Raw genomic sequence first — 15,889 nt, 5'->3', positions numbered from 1 at the left:
CGGGGGGCGCCTGTGGCGGGCGGGGAGGCGGGCGCTGCCCCCCTCACCGTGGGTATCTGGAGAAAAGCGAGGGGGAGGGGCGGTTTACAAGGCACCCCGGGGGAGAGAGGCTTCTGCGAAGCGAATGGAGGGCGGGGTGAGAGAAGTCGAGCTTCTGGCAGAGGCGGTGGCGTTCGCCACGGTGACGGACGGGCCGAACGGCGGGCTGGTGGACTGGGCGGAGGCGCTGCTCCGGGGCGCGGGGTTCGAGACCAGGCGTATCGCCGGGCCGGAAGGGCGCTTCGGGCTTCTGGCGAAGATCGGCACGGGGGAGGGCGGCGTCCTCCTCTCCGCCCATAGCGACGTGGTGCCCGTGGGCGAGGGTTGGAGCGGCGACCCGTTCACGCTGCGGGAGCGGGAGGGGCGGCTCTACGGGCGGGGCGCCTGCGACATGAAGGGGTTCCTCGCCTGCGCGCTCGCGGCCGCGGAGCGGCGGGGGAAGGCGGGGGTGCGGCCCCTGTCGCTCGCCATCTCCTTCGATGAAGAGATCGGCTGCCGGGGCATCGCCGAGATGATCGGCGACCTGATCCCCTTCGTCGGGCGGCCGGAGCTGGTGCTGGTCGGCGAGCCGACGGGCATGCGGCTCTGCCTCGGCCACAAGGGCAAGACGGCCTGGCGGGCCGTCGCCACCGGCAAGGCGGCGCATTCGGCTCAGGCGCCCTATCACCGCAACGCGCTTCACGGCGCGGCGGAGCTGGTGCTGGCGCTGAAGGCGGCGCAGGCGCGGCTGGCGGAGGAGGGCGCGCGCGATGCGGCCTTCGATCCGCCCTTCTCGACGGTGCACGCCGGGGTGATGCGGGGCGGCGCGGCGCTCAACATCGTGCCCGAGGCGGCGGAGGTGCTCTTCGAGATCCGGCATCTGGCGAAGGAGAGCCCGGAGGCGATCCTCGCCGGGGTGCCGCTGCCCGATGGGGTGACGCTCAATCAGATCTCCCGCTACCCCGGGCTTGCGACCGACCCGGGCCTGCCCGCCGTCGCCCGGCTGGCGGGGATGCTGGACGATCCGGCGCCGGTCACCGTCTCCTACGGCACCGAGGCGGGCGTCTTCGCCGAGGCGGGTCTGACGGCGGTGGTCTGCGGGCCGGGGCATATGCGCGATGCGCACCGGGCCGACGAATCCATTGCCGTCAGCGAGATAGCCCGCTGCGCGGCGCTCCTTGAACGGCTGATCGAAGGCTGAGGGCCCGCCGGCCGGTCACAAGGCGCTCACAGGATCGGGAACCCTACGCGCGCCCCCCGCATTGGCCCGGCAGGCAGCAGGAGACGCCCGATGACCAGCCTCGACGACACCCGCCGCAAGATCCTTTCCGATGTCGACCCCGGCGATTTCGCCTGGGCCCTTCCTTTCATGCGCGCCGGTTATGCCGGGCGCGGGCTGGTCTATGCCGTCGTCGCCGGCTTCGGCGTCGCCGCCTTCTTCCAGGGCGGAGAGGCCGAGGGCACCAGCCAGGTGCTCCAGCGGCTCGACAGCGGATGGGGCACGGCGCTCGTCGTGCTCATCGCGCTCGGCATGCTCGCCTACTGCATCTGGCGGCTCGTCGATTCCTTCTGGGATCTGGAGGCCTATGGCTCCGGCGCCAAGGGCATCGTCGCCCGGCTCGGCATGGTCGTCACCGGGCTCGCCCATCTGGCGATCGGCGGCATCGCCGTCGCGGCGCTCTTGTCGGGCGGCGGCTCGGGAGAGGGCTCCTCGGGCCTTCTGTCGCGGCTGATGTCGGAGCCCTGGGGCGTCTGGGCCGTCGGGCTCGGCGGGCTCGTGACCATCGGCGCCGGGATCTACTACATCCAGAAGGGCGTCCGCGAGGAATATCGCGAGCATCTGAAGGCCAACCGGGTGACGATGCATGCCAATATCGTCCTCAAGGTCGGGCTCATCGCCCAGGGCGTGGTGATCGGCATCATCGGGCTGCTCTTCGTCTTCGCCGCCATCGGGCATGATCCCAATGCCGCCGGCGGCGTCGGCTCCGCCTTCGACTGGCTCTATGCCAAGCCCTATGGGCGGGTGCTGGTGGGCGTCCTCTGCCTCGGGCTCCTCGGCTTCGCCGTCTTCTGCTTCACCAACGCCATGTGGCGCATCGTGCCGAAGGCGGAGGACAGGGGGGTCGAAAGCGCCGCGGCGCGCGTCAAGGCGCGGGCCGAGGCGGCGCTGGCCTGAGGGACTCGCGGCCGGAGGGGGAGGGGCTAGACCTCCACCTCCGGCAGATGCGCGAAGCTGTCCTTGAGCGCCTGGCTCCACATCTCGGAGATCGCAAGATAGGTCTCGTCATCCGCCTCGATCCGGCGGATGGCGCCGGGGGAGAAGCCGCCCGCCTTGTAGATCTGCATATCGAGCGGCAGGCCGACCGAGAGGTTGGCCTTGATCGTTGAATCGAAGCTCACATAGAGCAGCTTCGCGGCCTCGGCGAAGCTCATCTCGGGCTGGAAGGTGCGCACGAGGATCGGGCGGCCATACTTGACCTCGCCGATCTGGAACCAGGGCGTGTCTTCGCCCGCCTCGATGAAATTCCCCTCCGGATAGATCAGGAAGAGCCGCGGCTCCGATCCCTTGATCTGCCCGCCGACGATCAGCGAGGCGTTGAAGGCGGCATCGGCGCGCTGGCCGCTTTCGGCATGCTCGGCGATGACGTCCTTGAGGAGCTGGCCCAGCATCCGCGCCACCTGGAACATCGAGGGCAGGGTGAGGATCGAGGGCGCCCGCTCGGCGGGGGCCTTCATCCGTTCCTCGATATGCGAGACGACGCTCTGCGTCGTTGCGAGGTTGCCCGCGGCGAGCAGCGTCACCGCGCAGGACTTGCCGTCGGACCAGGAGAACATCTTGCGGAAGGTCGAGATGTTGTCGAGCCCGGCATTGGTGCGGGTGTCCGACATGAACACCAGGCCCTGATCGAGCTTCAGGGCAACACAATAGGTCATTCTGGCCGCCTGTTACTGCTGCTGGACCTCGACATGGACGGTGAGTCGCTCCCCGCCCGCGCCGTGGCGCATTCCGGATACAGGCGCCGCCTCGAGATAGTCCAGCCCGGTCGCGACACGAACGTAGCGCATATCGGGGGACTGGTCGTTGGCGGGGTCGAACCCGACCCAACCCAGCCCTTCCACATGCGCCTCTGCCCAGGCATGAGCGGCGTCCTGCTGGTCGTTACCTTCCATATAAAGGTAACCGGAGCAGTAACGCGCCGGAATTTTCAGCACGCGCGCCGCGGCGATAAAGAGATGCGCCATGTCCTGGCAAACGCCGGTGCCTGCCGTCAGGGCATCCTCCGCCGTCCAGCTCACGTTCGACGTGCCGGGCTGAAAGGCGATCGCATCGTGGATCGCCGTATTCAGCGCATGGAGCCGGTCGAGATCGCTGCCGCCCGTCTCGATCCCCGACGCCAGATGGCGGATGCCGTTGCCGGCGCGGGTGTGCGGTGTGGTGCGCAGGAACATCCAGAGCGGCATGAAGCCGCCGTGGGCGCCGATGACGCCATGGGTCTCGGTCATCTCGACCTCGCCCCGGCAGCGCACCTCGATCACCTCCGTGCCCGGCTCGAAGGAGATGAGGTCCACGCGGTTGCGGTGCGAATCCTCGAAGAAGAGCTCGCGCTTGCCGCCCGTCACCTCCGTCTCCCAGCCGAGGATCGTCTGGCTGGCGTGGCTCTTCGGCGTCAGGCGAAGCTGCTGCAGCGCGTAGCTGACGGGCTCGTCGTAATCGTAGCGGGTGGTGTGCTCGATCTTCAGGCGCATTGGGTTACTCATGGAACCGGTAATCGCTTTCGATCTGGGCGCCGAGGGCCGAGGCGCGGGCGAGGAAATCCTGGATGAACTCGTGCAGCCCCGTCTCGACCACCTGGTCGACATTGCTGCCCGAGGTGCAGGCGCAAAGCTCGCCGCCGAGCCCGTGTGAGCGGTGGGTCTCGCCGTAGTCCTTTTCCAGATAGGCGAGGTTGTCGACGAGCTTGCCGGCGCAGAAGGCGAGGCTGCGGGGCATCCGCGTGTCGAAGATCAGGAAATGCGCGATCTCGCGGGGGCGCACGTCCTGGCCGTAGGTCATCCTATAGGCGCCCTCGGCGGAGACGGAGCGCAGGATGCTCTCCCATTGCACGTTGTCGAGCGACGAGCCCACGGCGAGCGCCGAGGGCAGGAGCACGTAGTATTTCACATCGAGGATCCGGGCGGTGGAATCCGCCCGCTCGATGAACGTGCCGATCCGGGCGAAATCATAGGCGTCGTTGCGCAGCATCGTGCCGTGCATGGCGCCGCGCACGAAGGCCGAGCGCTGGCGCACGAGGCTGAGCACGGCCGGCAGGTCCCGCTCGGGCACGCGGCGGGCAAGGGCGCTCTTCAGCGTCATCCAGGCCTGGTTCACCGCCTCCCACACCTCGCGGGTGATGGCGGTGCGCACCATGCGGGCGTTCTGCCGCGCGTGAGAGACGACCGAGAGCACGGAGGAGGGATTGTCCGGATCGCGGAGCATCCAGTCGACCGCGGCGTCGCGGTTCACCTCTTCGCCGTATTTCTCGATGTATCCCGCATAGGAGGCGGCGGTCTGCAGGATCGAATGCCACTCGTCCTCATCGGCCGAGCGGGTGAGCGCGATGCGCTGCCCGGCCTCGACGAGGCGGGCGGCGTTTTCGGAACGCTCAAGATAACGCGACATCCAGTAGAGGCCGCCGGCGGTCTTCCCCAGCATCTATTCCTCCAGCACCCAGGTGTCCTTCGTGCCGCCGCCCTGCGACGAGTTCACGACGAGCGAGCCCTTCTTCAGCGCCACCCGCGTCAGCCCGCCGGGCGTGATCGTGACGCCCTCGGGGCTCACCAACACGAAGGGCCGGAGGTCGACATGCCGCGGCGCGAGCCCGGCCTTGGTCAGGATCGGCACGGTAGAAAGGCTGAGCGTCGGCTGCGCGATGTAATTGCCCGGCTTGGCGAGGAGCTTTTCGCGGAAGGCCGCGATCTCCTTCTTGCTGGCCGTCGGGCCGATCAGCATCCCGTAGCCGCCGGAGCCGTGCACCTCCTTCACGACGATGTCGGGGAGGTTGTCGAGCACGTATTGCAGCTGCTGCGGCTCGCCGCAGCGCCAGGTCGGCACGTTCTGCAGGATCGCCTTCTCGCCGGTGTAGAATTCCACGATATCCGGCATGTAGCTGTAGATCGCCTTGTCGTCGGCGATGCCGGTGCCCGGCGCATTGGCGATGGTGATGCCGCCCGAGCGGAACACATCGAAGATGCCGGGGATGCCGAGCGCGCTATCGGGGCGGAAGTTCAGCGGATCGAGGAAATCGTCATCCACCCGGCGGTAGAGCACGTCGATGGCTTTGTAGCCGCGCGTCGTGCGCATGGCGATGCGGCCGTCGACGACGCGGAGGTCATGGCCCTCCACCAGCTCGACGCCCATCTTGTCGGCGAGGAAGGCGTGCTCGTAATAGGCGGAATTGTAGATCCCGGGCGTCAGCACCGCCACCACGGGCGGGCCGTCCGCCCCGGCGGGGGCGCAGGCCGAGAGCGAGCGGTGCAGGTTCTTCGGGTAGTTCGAGACCGGCTGCACGCGGTTCTGGCTGAAGAGCTCGGGAAACATCTGCAGCATCGTCTCGCGGTTCTCCAGCATGTAGGAGACGCCGGAGGGCGTGCGGGCATTGTCCTCGAGCACGTAGAAATCGTCATCGCCGGTGCGCACGAGGTCGATGCCGACGATATGGGTGTAGACGCCGCCGGGCGGCGTCACGCCGATCATCTGCGGCAGGAAGGCGGCGTTCTGCGCGATCATCTCGATCGGCAGGCGGCCGGCGCGGATGATCTCCTGCCGGTGATAGATGTCATGCAGGAAGGCGTTGATCGCGCGCACGCGCTGCTCGATGCCGCGCGACAGCTTCGCCCATTCGCGGCCCGAGATGATACGCGGAATGATGTCGAAGGGGATCAGCCGCTCGTCGGCCTCGGCCCGCCCGTAGACGTTGAAGGTGATGCCCGTGAGCCGGAAGATCTCCTCCGCCTCGCGCTGTTTCTTCTTCAGCCGGGTCGGGTCTTCGCCCTGAATCCAGCTGTCGAGGTTCTGATAGGGTGGGCGGGGGAGGGACTGGCCTTGCACCATGTCCCCCATGCTCTGGCTCTGCACCAGTCCCCACATCTCATCGTAGCCGGATGTGTTGTTCATGCCCCGAGTGTATGGGCGGATCACGGGCGGGAGCAACCGGGCCCTTGCGGGCGCCATCGGATTTTCCGCCGGAAGGCGCAAAGTTTCATCGCGCGGGGGCGGGGCAGGCGGGGGCTTCTGCATCAGATGATCGTTGCCAGGCGGTCTGGCGCGGCGGTAACACTCGCGTGAAGACTCACCTTTTCAGAAAGTTTGCGAGATGCCGAATTTTCGGGCGGCGGTCGCGAGGCTCATGGGCCTCGGGTATCTGGGCCTCGGGATGCTGTTGCTGTCGGCCGGCGGAAGCCTGGCCCAGCAGAACGACTATGGAGGCTATGACGTCGGCGGCCTGATGGAGGCCGACGAGCGCGTCTATGGCGAGACCCGGGGCTGGACGGTCCTCGCCGCCACCGCCGGGGGGCGCTTCGCCTATTGCGTGGCCGAAAGGGACCGGGGCGACGGCTATGCCAACCGGCTCGGCTGGGACGGGATGCAATGGCAGCTCGCCATGCCCTACGACGTGGCCCCGGGCTGGGAGGGCACGCTGGAGGTCGACGGCATGGGCGCCGGCCAGGGCTACGGGCGCGGGGGCAACTGGATCTCCGGCACGGCGAGCGGCGGCTGGGCCATCGCCTGGCTCGGCCGCGCCGAGCTGGAGGCGCTCGGCCAGGGCTCGACAGCCATGCTGAGCATCGGCCGCGCCGACATGCCGATGTCGCTGGCGGGGACGACCGCGGCGATCCTGAAGGTGCAGGAATGCGTCGAGCGGGGCGGCGCGGCCCCGGCCGTTGCGCCCGCCGCACCGGCGGCCCCGGCCGCGCCCAATGTGACGGTGACGACGACGACCCCGACCCAGACGACGACCCCGACCCCGGCCGGCTTCTTCCCCCCGACGGGCGTGCGCCCCTGCGAGACGGTGAGCTACCGCCAGGGCACGTGCAACGTCACCTCCATGGCGGCGGAGCCCGACTATCCGCGCATCTACCAGCTTGATTTTCCGGGCGAAAACTACCTGGTGAAGCTCCTGCCCTCCGGCGAGGCCCATGTCTGGGCCTCCTTCGCCACCAACCCCGGCTGGCGCGCGGTGGGAATCTGGGAGAGCCAGGCGGATGCGGCCTGCATCGAGCCGGGGCCAAGCCAGACGGCCGAGGCGCAAGCGGCGCTCGGGCAGGACTGGTGGTTCCTCTGCGTGCGGTGAGGGAAGACGCCGGCGCCTGATGCATGCGGGCCCATTATGGCCACCCGGGAATAGGATTTCTATTCCCGGGCGGCCCGGCCCTCTTCCGGATCGTCGATATTTTCGCGGCTCTGTGCTATTCTCTGCGCCATATTCAATTGGTCGCAGCGTATTCAGTGGAGCCCGCCCCCATGCATATTGGCCTGAAATCCGGTTTCTTTTGCCTTCTTCTCTCCCTCGGCGCCTGCGATTCGGCCGAGATGCCGTCTTCTCCCTCCGGTGAGCCGATGGCCACGCCCGGCACGCCCATGCTCTGGCTGGCCAGAAACGCAGAGAGCGGCGACTGGTTCTCCTTCGCGGCGGAGGCGATCAGTGACCACGGCGGGGCTCTTCTGTCGTCGACGCCGGCGGACATCGGGGCGTGGTGCCCGGCCTATTCCGGGCAATCGCCGGAGGAGCGCACGGCCTTCTGGGCGTTTCTGATGTCGTCTCTCATGCGGTTCGAAAGCAATTACGACCCGACGACCTCCTATACCGAGCCTTTCGACGATGCCGCCGGCAATCGCGTGGTCAGCCGCGGGCTTCTACAGCTCTCCATCGAAAGCGCGAATGGCTATGGCTGCGGCATCGGCGAGGCCGAGGAGCTTCACGACCCCCGGACCAACCTCTCCTGCGCCGTGCGCATCATGGACCGCTGGGTCGGCGGCGACGGCGTGATCTCCGGCCAGACGGCCTCCGGCTCGTGGCGGGGCATGGCGCGCTACTGGTCGCCCTTCCGCCGGGCGGATGCCCTCGGCACCATGCGGGGCGAGGTTTCCGCGTCGAGTTACTGCACGCCGTAAGGCCCCGGCCTTCAATGAAAATCCCGGCTCTTCGGGAACATCCGCGCGTCCCGCGGGTGGCCTTGCCCCGGGCCCCGTGAGCCCTGGATCGGGCGGCGGACCTCGTCGGCGCGGGCGAGGGGGGCCGGCATCCCGTCCGGCCCGAGGCGCAGGAGGGCGTCCGTCCGGTCCTCCACCCGCTCCACCACGAGGTGGATGATGCTCACGTCGCGCTGGATGCGGCCCTCCACGACCATCAGGCGGCTCTGCATCACCTCCTTGCGGTAGCTGCGGAAGACCTTTTCCCAGATCACCAGGTTCGCCGTGCCGTGCTCGTCCTCCAGCGTCACGAAGCAGACGCCCTTGGCCGTCCCCGGGCGCTGTCTCAGCAGCACGAGCCCCGCGAGCTTCAGCCGCTGGCCGTTGCGGGCGCGGGCGAGGTTCTCCGTCGAGAGATACCCCTGGCCCGCGAGGCTCTTCCGCAGGAAGCCCATCGGATGCGCCTTCAGGCTGAGCCGCAGCGTCTGGTAATCCGCCACCACCGCCTCGCAGAGCGGCATGGCGGGGAGCGCGACGGGGCGCTCGGCCCCCTCGTCGGGCAGGCCCTGGAAGAGCGGCAGGTCGGGGGCCTCCTTGAGGCCCCGCGCCTCCCAGAGGGCCTGCCGGCGGTCGATGAACATCGAGCGCATGGCGTCGGCCTCCGCCAGGCGGCGCACCAGTGCCGGGGTGCAGCGGCCGCGGGTCTGCAGCTCGGAGACACTCTCGAATGGCGCGTCGCGCCCGGCCAGCATCCGCTCCGCTCCCTCGCGGTTGAGCCCGCCGATCTGGCGGAGCCCGAGGCGGACGGCGAAGTCGGTGCCGGCGGGCTCCAGCCCCGTGTCCCAGCCGGAGAAATTCACGTCGGCCGGGCGCACCTCCACCCCGTGCTCGCGCATGTCGCGGACGATCTGCGCCGGGGCGTAGAAGCCCATCGGCTGGGAGTTGAGGAGCGCCGCCCCGAAGATCCCCGGATAATGGCACTTGAGCCAGGCGGAGACATAGACGAGCAGCGCGAAGCTCGCCGCATGGCTTTCGGGGAAGCCGTATTCCCCGAAGCCCTTGATCTGGTCGAAGCAGCGGCGGGCGAAGTCCTCCTCGTAGCCGCGCGCCACCATGCGGCCGACCATCTTCTCCTCCAGCTTGCCGATCGTCCCCCGCGAGCGGAAGGTCGCCATGGCCTTCCTGAGCTCGTTGGCCTCGGCGGGGGAGAATTCCGCCGCCTCGATGGCGATCTTCATCGCCTGCTCCTGGAAGATCGGCACGCCTAATGTCCGGCCGAGGATCGACTTGAGCTCCGCCGGGTCATGCGGCGCGCCGGGGGAGGGGTAGATCACCTCCTCCTCCCCCGAGCGGCGGCGGAGGTAGGGATGCACCATGTCGCCCTGGATCGGGCCGGGGCGGACGATGGCGACCTCGATGACCAGGTCGTAGAAGACCCGGGGGCGGAGGCGCGGCAGCATGTTCATCTGCGCCCGGCTCTCCACCTGGAAGACGCCGATGGAATCGCCCTGGCAGAGCATGTCGTAGACCCGCGCATCCTCCTGCGGGATGTTGGCGAGGGTCAGATGCTCGCCATGATGGGCGGCGATCATGTCGAAGGCCTTGCGGATGCAGGTCAGCATCCCGAGCGCGAGGATGTCGACCTTGAGGATGCCGAGCGTGTCGATATCGTCCTTGTCCCATTCGATGAACGAGCGATCCGCCATGGCGCCGTTGCCGATGGGCACGGTCTCGGTCAGCGGCCGCTCGGTGAGGATGAAGCCGCCGACATGCTGGGAAAGGTGCCGGGGCATGCCGATGAGCTGCTCGGCGAGCTTGAGCGTTTTCCGCAGGAGCGGGTCGGCGAGGTCCACCCCCGCCTCCTCGGGCTTGGCGCCGTCGATGGAGCGGCCGTAGGAGCCCCAGACGGTCTTGGCGAGCGCGCCGGTGATGTCTTCCGAGAGCCCCATGACCTTGCCCACCTCGCGGATGGCCGAGCGGGGGCGGTAATGGATGACCGTGGCGCAGAGCCCGGCCCGCTCGCGGGTGTATTTCTGGTAGATGTGCTGGATCACCTCCTCCCGCCGCTCATGCTCGAAATCGACGTCGATATCGGGGGGCTCCTTGCGTTCCTCGCTGATGAAGCGCTCGAAGAGGAGCTGGTGCTGCGCCGGGTCGACCGAGGTGATGCCGAGCACGTAGCAGACCGCCGAATTGGCCGCCGAGCCGCGGCCCTGGCAGAGGATCGGCGGCGTGGCCTCCTCCCGCGCGAAGCGGATGATGTCGTGGATGGTCAGGAAGTAGCGGGCGATGTCGAGCTTCTCGATCATCGCCAGCTCCTTGTTGAGCGTGGCCCTCGTGGCCGGGGGCACGCCCTCCGGGTAGCGGCGGGCGGCGCCGGCCCAGGTGAGCTCTTCCAGATGGGCCTGCGGGGTCTGGCCTTCCGGGATCACCTCGCGGGGGTATTCGTAGGCCAGCTCCTCCAGCGAGAAGGTGATGCGGTCGGCGATGTCGCGGGCGGCGCGGATCGCCTCGGGGAAGCGGCCGAAGAGGCGGATCATCTCGCGGGGGCCCTTGAGATGCCGCTCGCCGTTCGCCTCGAGGAGGTAGCCGGCGCGCTGGATCGTTGTCTTCTCGCGGATGCAGGTCATGACGTCCTGCAAGGGCCGCCGCTCGGGGCGGTGGTAGAGCACGTCATTGGTGGCGAGGAGCTTCAGGCCATGGGTCTGGGCGAGCCTGTCGAGCGCGTTCAGCCGCGCCCGGTCGTCGCCGCGATAGCGGATGCGGGCGGCGATATGGCTGAGGGCGGGCAGGCGCCGGGCCGCCTCGGGGAGCGTGGCGGCGAAGCGGGTCAGGTCGTCGCCGGGCAGGGCGATGAGGATCAGCCCCTCCTGATGGGCCGCGAGGTCCTTCAGCGAGATGTCGCAGGCGCCCTTCTCCTGCCACTTCCCCTCGATGTCGTGCCGCTTGCCCTTGGAGAGGAGGCGCGAGAGCCGCCCGTAGGCGGCGCGGTCGGTCGGATAGGCGAGGAATTCCTCGCCGGAGAGAAGCCTCAGGCGGCAGCCGATGATCGGCCGGAGCCCGGCGGCCTTCGCCGCGGCATGAAGCCGGACGACGCCGGCGAGCGTGTTGAGATCGGCGATGCCGATGGCATCATAGCCCTGCGCATGCGCCTCGGCGACGAGCTCCGTCGCCTCGGAGGCGCCGTTCAGGAAGGAGAACGCGCTGGCGAGCCCGAGCTCGACGAAGGGCGCCGGCGGGTTCGGCGCGAAGCCCTCGGGGTCGAGGCGCTTGGGCGGGATCTTGTCGGATTCAGGCATCAGAGGGGCTCGTCATGGGGTGGTGTGCCACGCGTGCCGCGGGCGTGGGGACGGGCGGTTGTGCCGCGCCCCGCCCGGTACGCGCCGGCACGGCGCAGGGCGAGCGCCGGCCCGTCCCGCGGGCTGGCGCTCTGGTGGGGCAGCCCGCCGCTTCGAGCGAGGATGTGGTTGCGCCATAAAGCGCGCTGCTCGACTGTCGGAGCGCCACCCCACGAGCCGGAGCTCGCCCCGCGCGGCACTGGTGCGCCCGGGTGCTGAGGAGGACGGTGGGTTGAAAACCCACCCTACGGCTGGACCGATGCTCGTGCGGTTTCCCCGCCCGGTACGCGCCGGCACGGCGCAGGGCGAGCGCCGGCCCGTCCCGCGGGCTGGCGCTCTCGTGGGGCAGCGCTGAGCTCTGGGCGGGGAGGCAGGCTGCACCATAAATTGCGATGCGGAAGCGTCGGAGCGCCACCCCACGAGCCGGCGCTTGCCCCGCGCGGCGAGGCCGGAGCGTGCGGGGGCTGCCGCCCCCGGCGCCCCGCTTCCGGGGGCCCATGGGCCCCCGGACCCCCATGCCCACCCCCTCATGCGAAGGCTCCGTGCATGAACCAGCGGGGCGCGCCGCCGCGGCCGTCATCCTCCAGCCCCTCGCGGTAGAGCCACCAGCGGCGGCCCTCGTGATCCTCGATGCGGAAGTAATCGCGCAGGCGCGTGCCGGAGGCGTCCTGCCACCATTCCGGCGCGATCCGCTCCGGCCCCGCGAAGCGGGTGACGCGGTGGGTCACCCGCCGCCAGACGAATTGCGCCGGCGGCCCCTCGGGCACGGTGTAGAGCACGCGGATCTCCTCCGGCGGCTCGAAGAGCCGCAAGGGGCGCGGCGGGGCGCCGGGCGGGCGGGGGGCGGCCGCCGGCTCCGGCCGGCCGGCGAGGGCCGGCGGTGCCCGCTCGGCGCGTTCGGGCACATGGCTCTCCACAGGCACCGGCCGGGTGAGGTTATGGGCGCCGTAGCGGGCCGAGAGCCTGTCGATCAGCGCCGCCAGCGCCTCGCCCTCGGCCTGCCGCGCATCGAGCGCCCGCTGCCGCTGGCCTTGCGGCTCGGCGCGGGGCGCCGCGAGCGTCACGCAGTCGAAGCCGAAGCCCGGGTCCAGCCGGTCGAGCTTGCCGTCGAAGAGCCGGGCCAGATGGGCCGGGTCGCGGCTGGCCCGGGCGGTGGTGACGGCGGCAGAGGCGGTCTCGCCATCCGTCCGGTAGACGGTCAGCGCGAGCCGCCTTGCGCCGAAGCCGGCCGCGGCGAGGCCGGCGCAGAGCTCCTCCGCGAGGGCGGGCAGGAGCGGCACCGGGTCCATCACCGGCTCGGCCAGCCGGACCCGGGCGAGGAAGCGCGGCGGCTCCTCCGGCGCGTCGAGCGGCTCGGCGGCGCGGCCGGTGGCCTGATCGAGCCGCAGGAGCGGGTTGCGCGCCAGCGGCTCGCGGCCGAAGCGGCGGGCGAGCGAGAGCCGGGGCAGGGCGGCGAGGTCGCCGATGGTCTTGAGCCCGAGCCGCTGGAGCATCAGCACCGCCTCCTCCTCCAGCCGCAGGGCGCGGACGGAGAGGGGGGCGAGCTGGGGCGCGAGGGCCTCCGCCGGGCAGAGCGCCCGGACCGGCCCGAAGCGGGCGAGCGCCCAGGCGGCGCCGGCGGTGGGGGCGATGGCGAGCCGCGCGGTGAGGCCGAGCCCGGAGAGGTCCCCCTCGATCTGCCGCAGCATCTCCGCCTCGCCGCCGAAGAGATGCGCGGCGCCGGTGGTGTCGAGGAGGAGGGACCCGGTGCCGGGCCGTGGCGGCGCGCTCTCGTCGACGGCGCTCCACGGCCCCCAGCGGCGCACCCAGCGCATGAGCCGGGTGAGTGCCGCGGCATCGCCGCCGGGGTCGCCATAGGCAACCTTGAGCTCGGGCAGGAGCGCCCGGGCATCGACGATACGGGCGCCCGGATGCACCCCCGCCAGCCGCGCCGCCCGGTTCGCCGCGGCGACGACCGGCCCGTGCCGCCCCTCGAGCGCCAGCGCCAGCGGCTGCTCCTCGGCCACCGCCTCCCCCTGCCGCTCCGCCTCCCTGAGATGCCGCTCGATGGCGAAGAGCGGCAGGTCGATGGAGAGAAGCCGGCGGGACATATCCGCCGCGCCGCTCATCGCGGAGACGCGGGGGCAGGAGGAGAGGGCGGGCCCGGGGGGCCTTCTGCCCCCCGGAGCCCTCCGAAGGTATTTGGCAAGGGGCAGGAGGCAGGGCAGACCGCCCCGCCCCCGGCGGAGAGGCGCGCGCGCCGGGTGGGCCCCGAGCCGCCCGGTCGCGGGGCGTGAGGCCGCGGGGCGTGAGGCGGGGCGTGAGGCCGGGGGGTATGCGGCCATGGGTCACAAGGCCGGAGCCTCCGGCCGGGGCGCGCGCCCGGCAGGACTTTCTTAACCACGCTCATGGCAGGCTCGGCGCGCAGCTGAAGCGGGGACGTGAAAGGCTGTTTACGGCGGGTGACCGCTGGGCGGCTCGCCTCCTTCGGGCGGCGGGCCGCTTCGCGATTCTCGCGGCGCGCGGCTCGCCTCCTCTCGACCCCCGAGGGGCACCGGGAAGCGGCCGGCCCGGACCCGTCGTCGCGCGCCTTGCCGCCCGCCCATGCCCGCCCGGCGGGCCTCCCCAAAGGCGGCGGGTCGGCCAAGGGCGCCTCGCCCGGAATCGGCCAGCCCGCCACCGCGGGGGCGGGTGACCGCGGGCCGAGCTCTGCCCCTCTCCCCCCGTCTTTGCTCCCAAAAAATCCTCGGGGGGGCCGGGGGGCAGACAGCCCCCCGTTCCACGGTGCCCTCACAACCATGGCCGAAGGCCCGCGCGTCGCGAGGCGGCAAGGCAGGGCGCCACCCGAGAGCCGGGCGCGCGGCGGCCGGCGACGGGCGGGCCGGGCCGGGCCGCAGGAGGGCCCGTGCGTCGGGGCGAGGGACGGGGGCGGTATGAAAGGCTGTGCCGGGACGAGGGGCGGGGGTGGCCCGAGAAACCCGGGCGGGAAGAGAACCCCCCGGCACGGCGAGAGACCCGGGCGGCCTGAGAACTCCGGGCGGCCCGAGAAGATGGGCCGGCCGGCCGGCGGGGGGAGGGGCTAGGGAGGGCCCGGGGCAGGTGGCCGCCGGGCGGGGACGGGCGCCGCTTTGGATGGCCGTGAGGGGGCGCCCCGCCGGGAAGGGCGCGGGGGCGCGCGGGCAGGCAGGGCCTGGTTTCAGCGGGCTCCGGGCAGGTAGATGACATTGGACTGCGCCGCGGGGAGAGGCCGCGGGGGGTCGGCCGGGGAGGGGGCGCCGGGTGCCCTGTTCGTTCCCGGATCTGGCCCCGGATCTGGCCCCGGAACTGGTCGCAGACCCGACCCCGCATCGGGCCGCACGGGGCGGTCCCCATCCGGCTCGCCACCGGCCCGGCCGAGAGCAGGCCAGGCGGCGGGGTTGAAGGGCGCTTCATGGGTGAAGAGAGGCAGGGCGCCGGGCGCGCTGTCAGGGGCAGCATGGGTGACCACCCAGTCCGCCGGCTGTCGCCAGCGCGCGCGGAAGAGCCCGGCCCGCCAGGTGGCGGCGGCGGGAGCCTCGGGGTCGGGATCCTCCGGCCGGGAGGGCAGCGAGGCGAGCTGCCAGCGGCTCCGCGCCGCCGACAGATCCGCCCGCGCCGCGCGGCGGATGAGGAAGGCCGGCACCTTCTCGCGCTCCGCCCGCAGTACCAGCCGCTTGCTGGCGGTGAAGGAGAGCGCCGGCGTCTCGCCCCAGACCTCGCCCACCACGGCGCTGAGGCCGGGGCAGGCCAGCCCCTCCTCCATGGCGCGCAGCACGTCGGCGGGGCGCGAGACCGTCAGCACGAAGAGCTCCACCCCCGGCGGCAGGGCGGCGCGCAGCATCCGCCCCGCCTCGCGGCGGGAGAGCCGGTCCTGCACCCAGAGCACCGGCCCCGGTGCCACATGCGAAAGGACGAAGCCGGGCGCCGCGGCATCGGAGGGGTGGCTGGCGAAGACCTCCGCGAGGCTCGGCGCCCGCCCGGCGAGCGGCGAGGGGGCGGGGGCGTGGGAGGGAGCATGTGAGGGAACGGGCGAGGGGGCGGGGGCATGGGAGGGAACGGGCGAGGGCGCGGGCGCCGGTGGTCGGGCCAGTGACCCGGCCAGTGACCCAACCGGTGACCGGATGACGGGTCGAGCGGGAGGCGAGGGCAGGGCGCCCGGCCTCGAGACCTCCGCCACAGACGCCCCCCCGGCGTCGGGCCCGGGCTGCGGGGCGCCCTGCGGCTCCGACGCCAGCCGCAGCGGGGTCGGGAACGGGGCCGGGGCCGGGGTCGGGAACGGGGCTGGGGTCGGGAACGGGGCTGGGCCGAGGCGTGCCCCGGCTGGCGCAGAGGGGCCAGGCGGTGAGGCGGCGCCCCCGCCCGCGAG

11 protein-coding genes are annotated in these 15,889 nt (G+C 71.3%); 4 read left to right on the top strand and 7 right to left on the bottom strand.

The window, feature by feature from the left end; translation table 11 throughout:
* The first annotated feature begins 136 nt into the window (after positions 1 to 136).
* Both argE and ACAZ03_RS10450 read left to right on the top strand, forming a co-directional pair.
* The gene (argE, locus tag ACAZ03_RS10455) at positions 137 to 1,219 is read left to right on the top strand and encodes an acetylornithine deacetylase (protein WP_373353360.1); all 1,083 of its coding nucleotides are present in this window, start codon (positions 137 to 139) and stop codon (positions 1,217 to 1,219) included.
* 90 nt (positions 1,220 to 1,309) lie between these two features.
* Entirely contained in the window at positions 1,310 to 2,194 is an 885-nt protein-coding gene (locus ACAZ03_RS10450) for a DUF1206 domain-containing protein (protein ID WP_373353358.1), read from the top strand.
* 26 nt (positions 2,195 to 2,220) lie between these two features.
* On the opposite strand, the gene ACAZ03_RS10445 is transcribed toward ACAZ03_RS10450, so the two are convergent.
* Genes ACAZ03_RS10445 through ACAZ03_RS10430 form a run of 4 tightly spaced genes read right to left on the bottom strand, consistent with a single transcriptional unit; the run spans position 2,221 to position 6,172 of the window.
* Positions 2,221 to 2,952, bottom strand: a complete 732-nt coding sequence (locus ACAZ03_RS10445) for a peptidase (protein WP_373353357.1) — start codon at positions 2,950 to 2,952, stop codon at positions 2,221 to 2,223.
* Positions 2,953 to 2,964: 12 nt separating this feature from the next.
* Entirely contained in the window at positions 2,965 to 3,765 is an 801-nt protein-coding gene (locus ACAZ03_RS10440) for a transglutaminase domain-containing protein (RefSeq protein ID WP_373353356.1), read from the bottom strand.
* A 4-nt stretch (positions 3,766 to 3,769) separates the two neighbouring features.
* Positions 3,770 to 4,711 carry an alpha-E domain-containing protein gene (locus ACAZ03_RS10435; RefSeq protein ID WP_373353354.1) on the bottom strand — a complete coding sequence of 314 codons (942 nt, stop codon included), beginning with the start codon at positions 4,709 to 4,711 and terminating at the stop codon, positions 3,770 to 3,772.
* Complete coding sequence (locus tag ACAZ03_RS10430) at positions 4,712 to 6,172, bottom strand: circularly permuted type 2 ATP-grasp protein (RefSeq protein ID WP_373353352.1); 1,461 nt, start codon at positions 6,170 to 6,172, stop codon at positions 4,712 to 4,714. It lies immediately after the preceding gene.
* Positions 6,173 to 6,371: 199 nt separating this feature from the next.
* On the opposite strand from ACAZ03_RS10430, the gene ACAZ03_RS10425 reads away from it, so the two are divergent.
* Positions 6,372 to 7,349, top strand: coding sequence for a hypothetical protein (locus ACAZ03_RS10425; RefSeq protein WP_373353351.1), 978 nt, complete (start codon positions 6,372 to 6,374; stop codon positions 7,347 to 7,349).
* Between the two features lie 170 nt (positions 7,350 to 7,519).
* Positions 7,520 to 8,170, top strand: a complete 651-nt coding sequence (locus tag ACAZ03_RS10420) for a hypothetical protein (RefSeq protein ID WP_373353349.1) — start codon at positions 7,520 to 7,522, stop codon at positions 8,168 to 8,170.
* A gap of 11 nt (positions 8,171 to 8,181) precedes the next feature.
* On the opposite strand, the gene ACAZ03_RS10415 is transcribed toward ACAZ03_RS10420, so the two are convergent.
* The 3 genes from ACAZ03_RS10415 to ACAZ03_RS10405 all read right to left on the bottom strand — a co-directional run bounded on the left by ACAZ03_RS10415 (position 8,182) and on the right by ACAZ03_RS10405 (position 15,409).
* Positions 8,182 to 11,487, bottom strand: coding sequence for an error-prone DNA polymerase (locus tag ACAZ03_RS10415; RefSeq protein WP_373353348.1), 3,306 nt, complete (start codon positions 11,485 to 11,487; stop codon positions 8,182 to 8,184).
* Between the two features lie 566 nt (positions 11,488 to 12,053).
* Complete coding sequence (locus ACAZ03_RS10410; RefSeq protein ID WP_373353346.1) at positions 12,054 to 13,616, bottom strand: DNA polymerase Y family protein; 1,563 nt, start codon at positions 13,614 to 13,616, stop codon at positions 12,054 to 12,056.
* Between the two features lie 1,085 nt (positions 13,617 to 14,701).
* Entirely contained in the window at positions 14,702 to 15,409 is a 708-nt protein-coding gene (locus tag ACAZ03_RS10405; protein WP_373353344.1) for a hypothetical protein, read from the bottom strand.
* Positions 15,410 to 15,889 lie beyond the last annotated feature (480 nt).

Source organism: Pseudoroseicyclus sp. CXY001 (assembly GCF_041714655.1).
Lineage (GTDB): Bacteria > Pseudomonadota > Alphaproteobacteria > Rhodobacterales > Rhodobacteraceae > Pseudoroseicyclus_A.
Note: the sequence above shows the minus strand (reverse complement) of the source record. Positions and strands in the feature narration are given on the sequence as shown.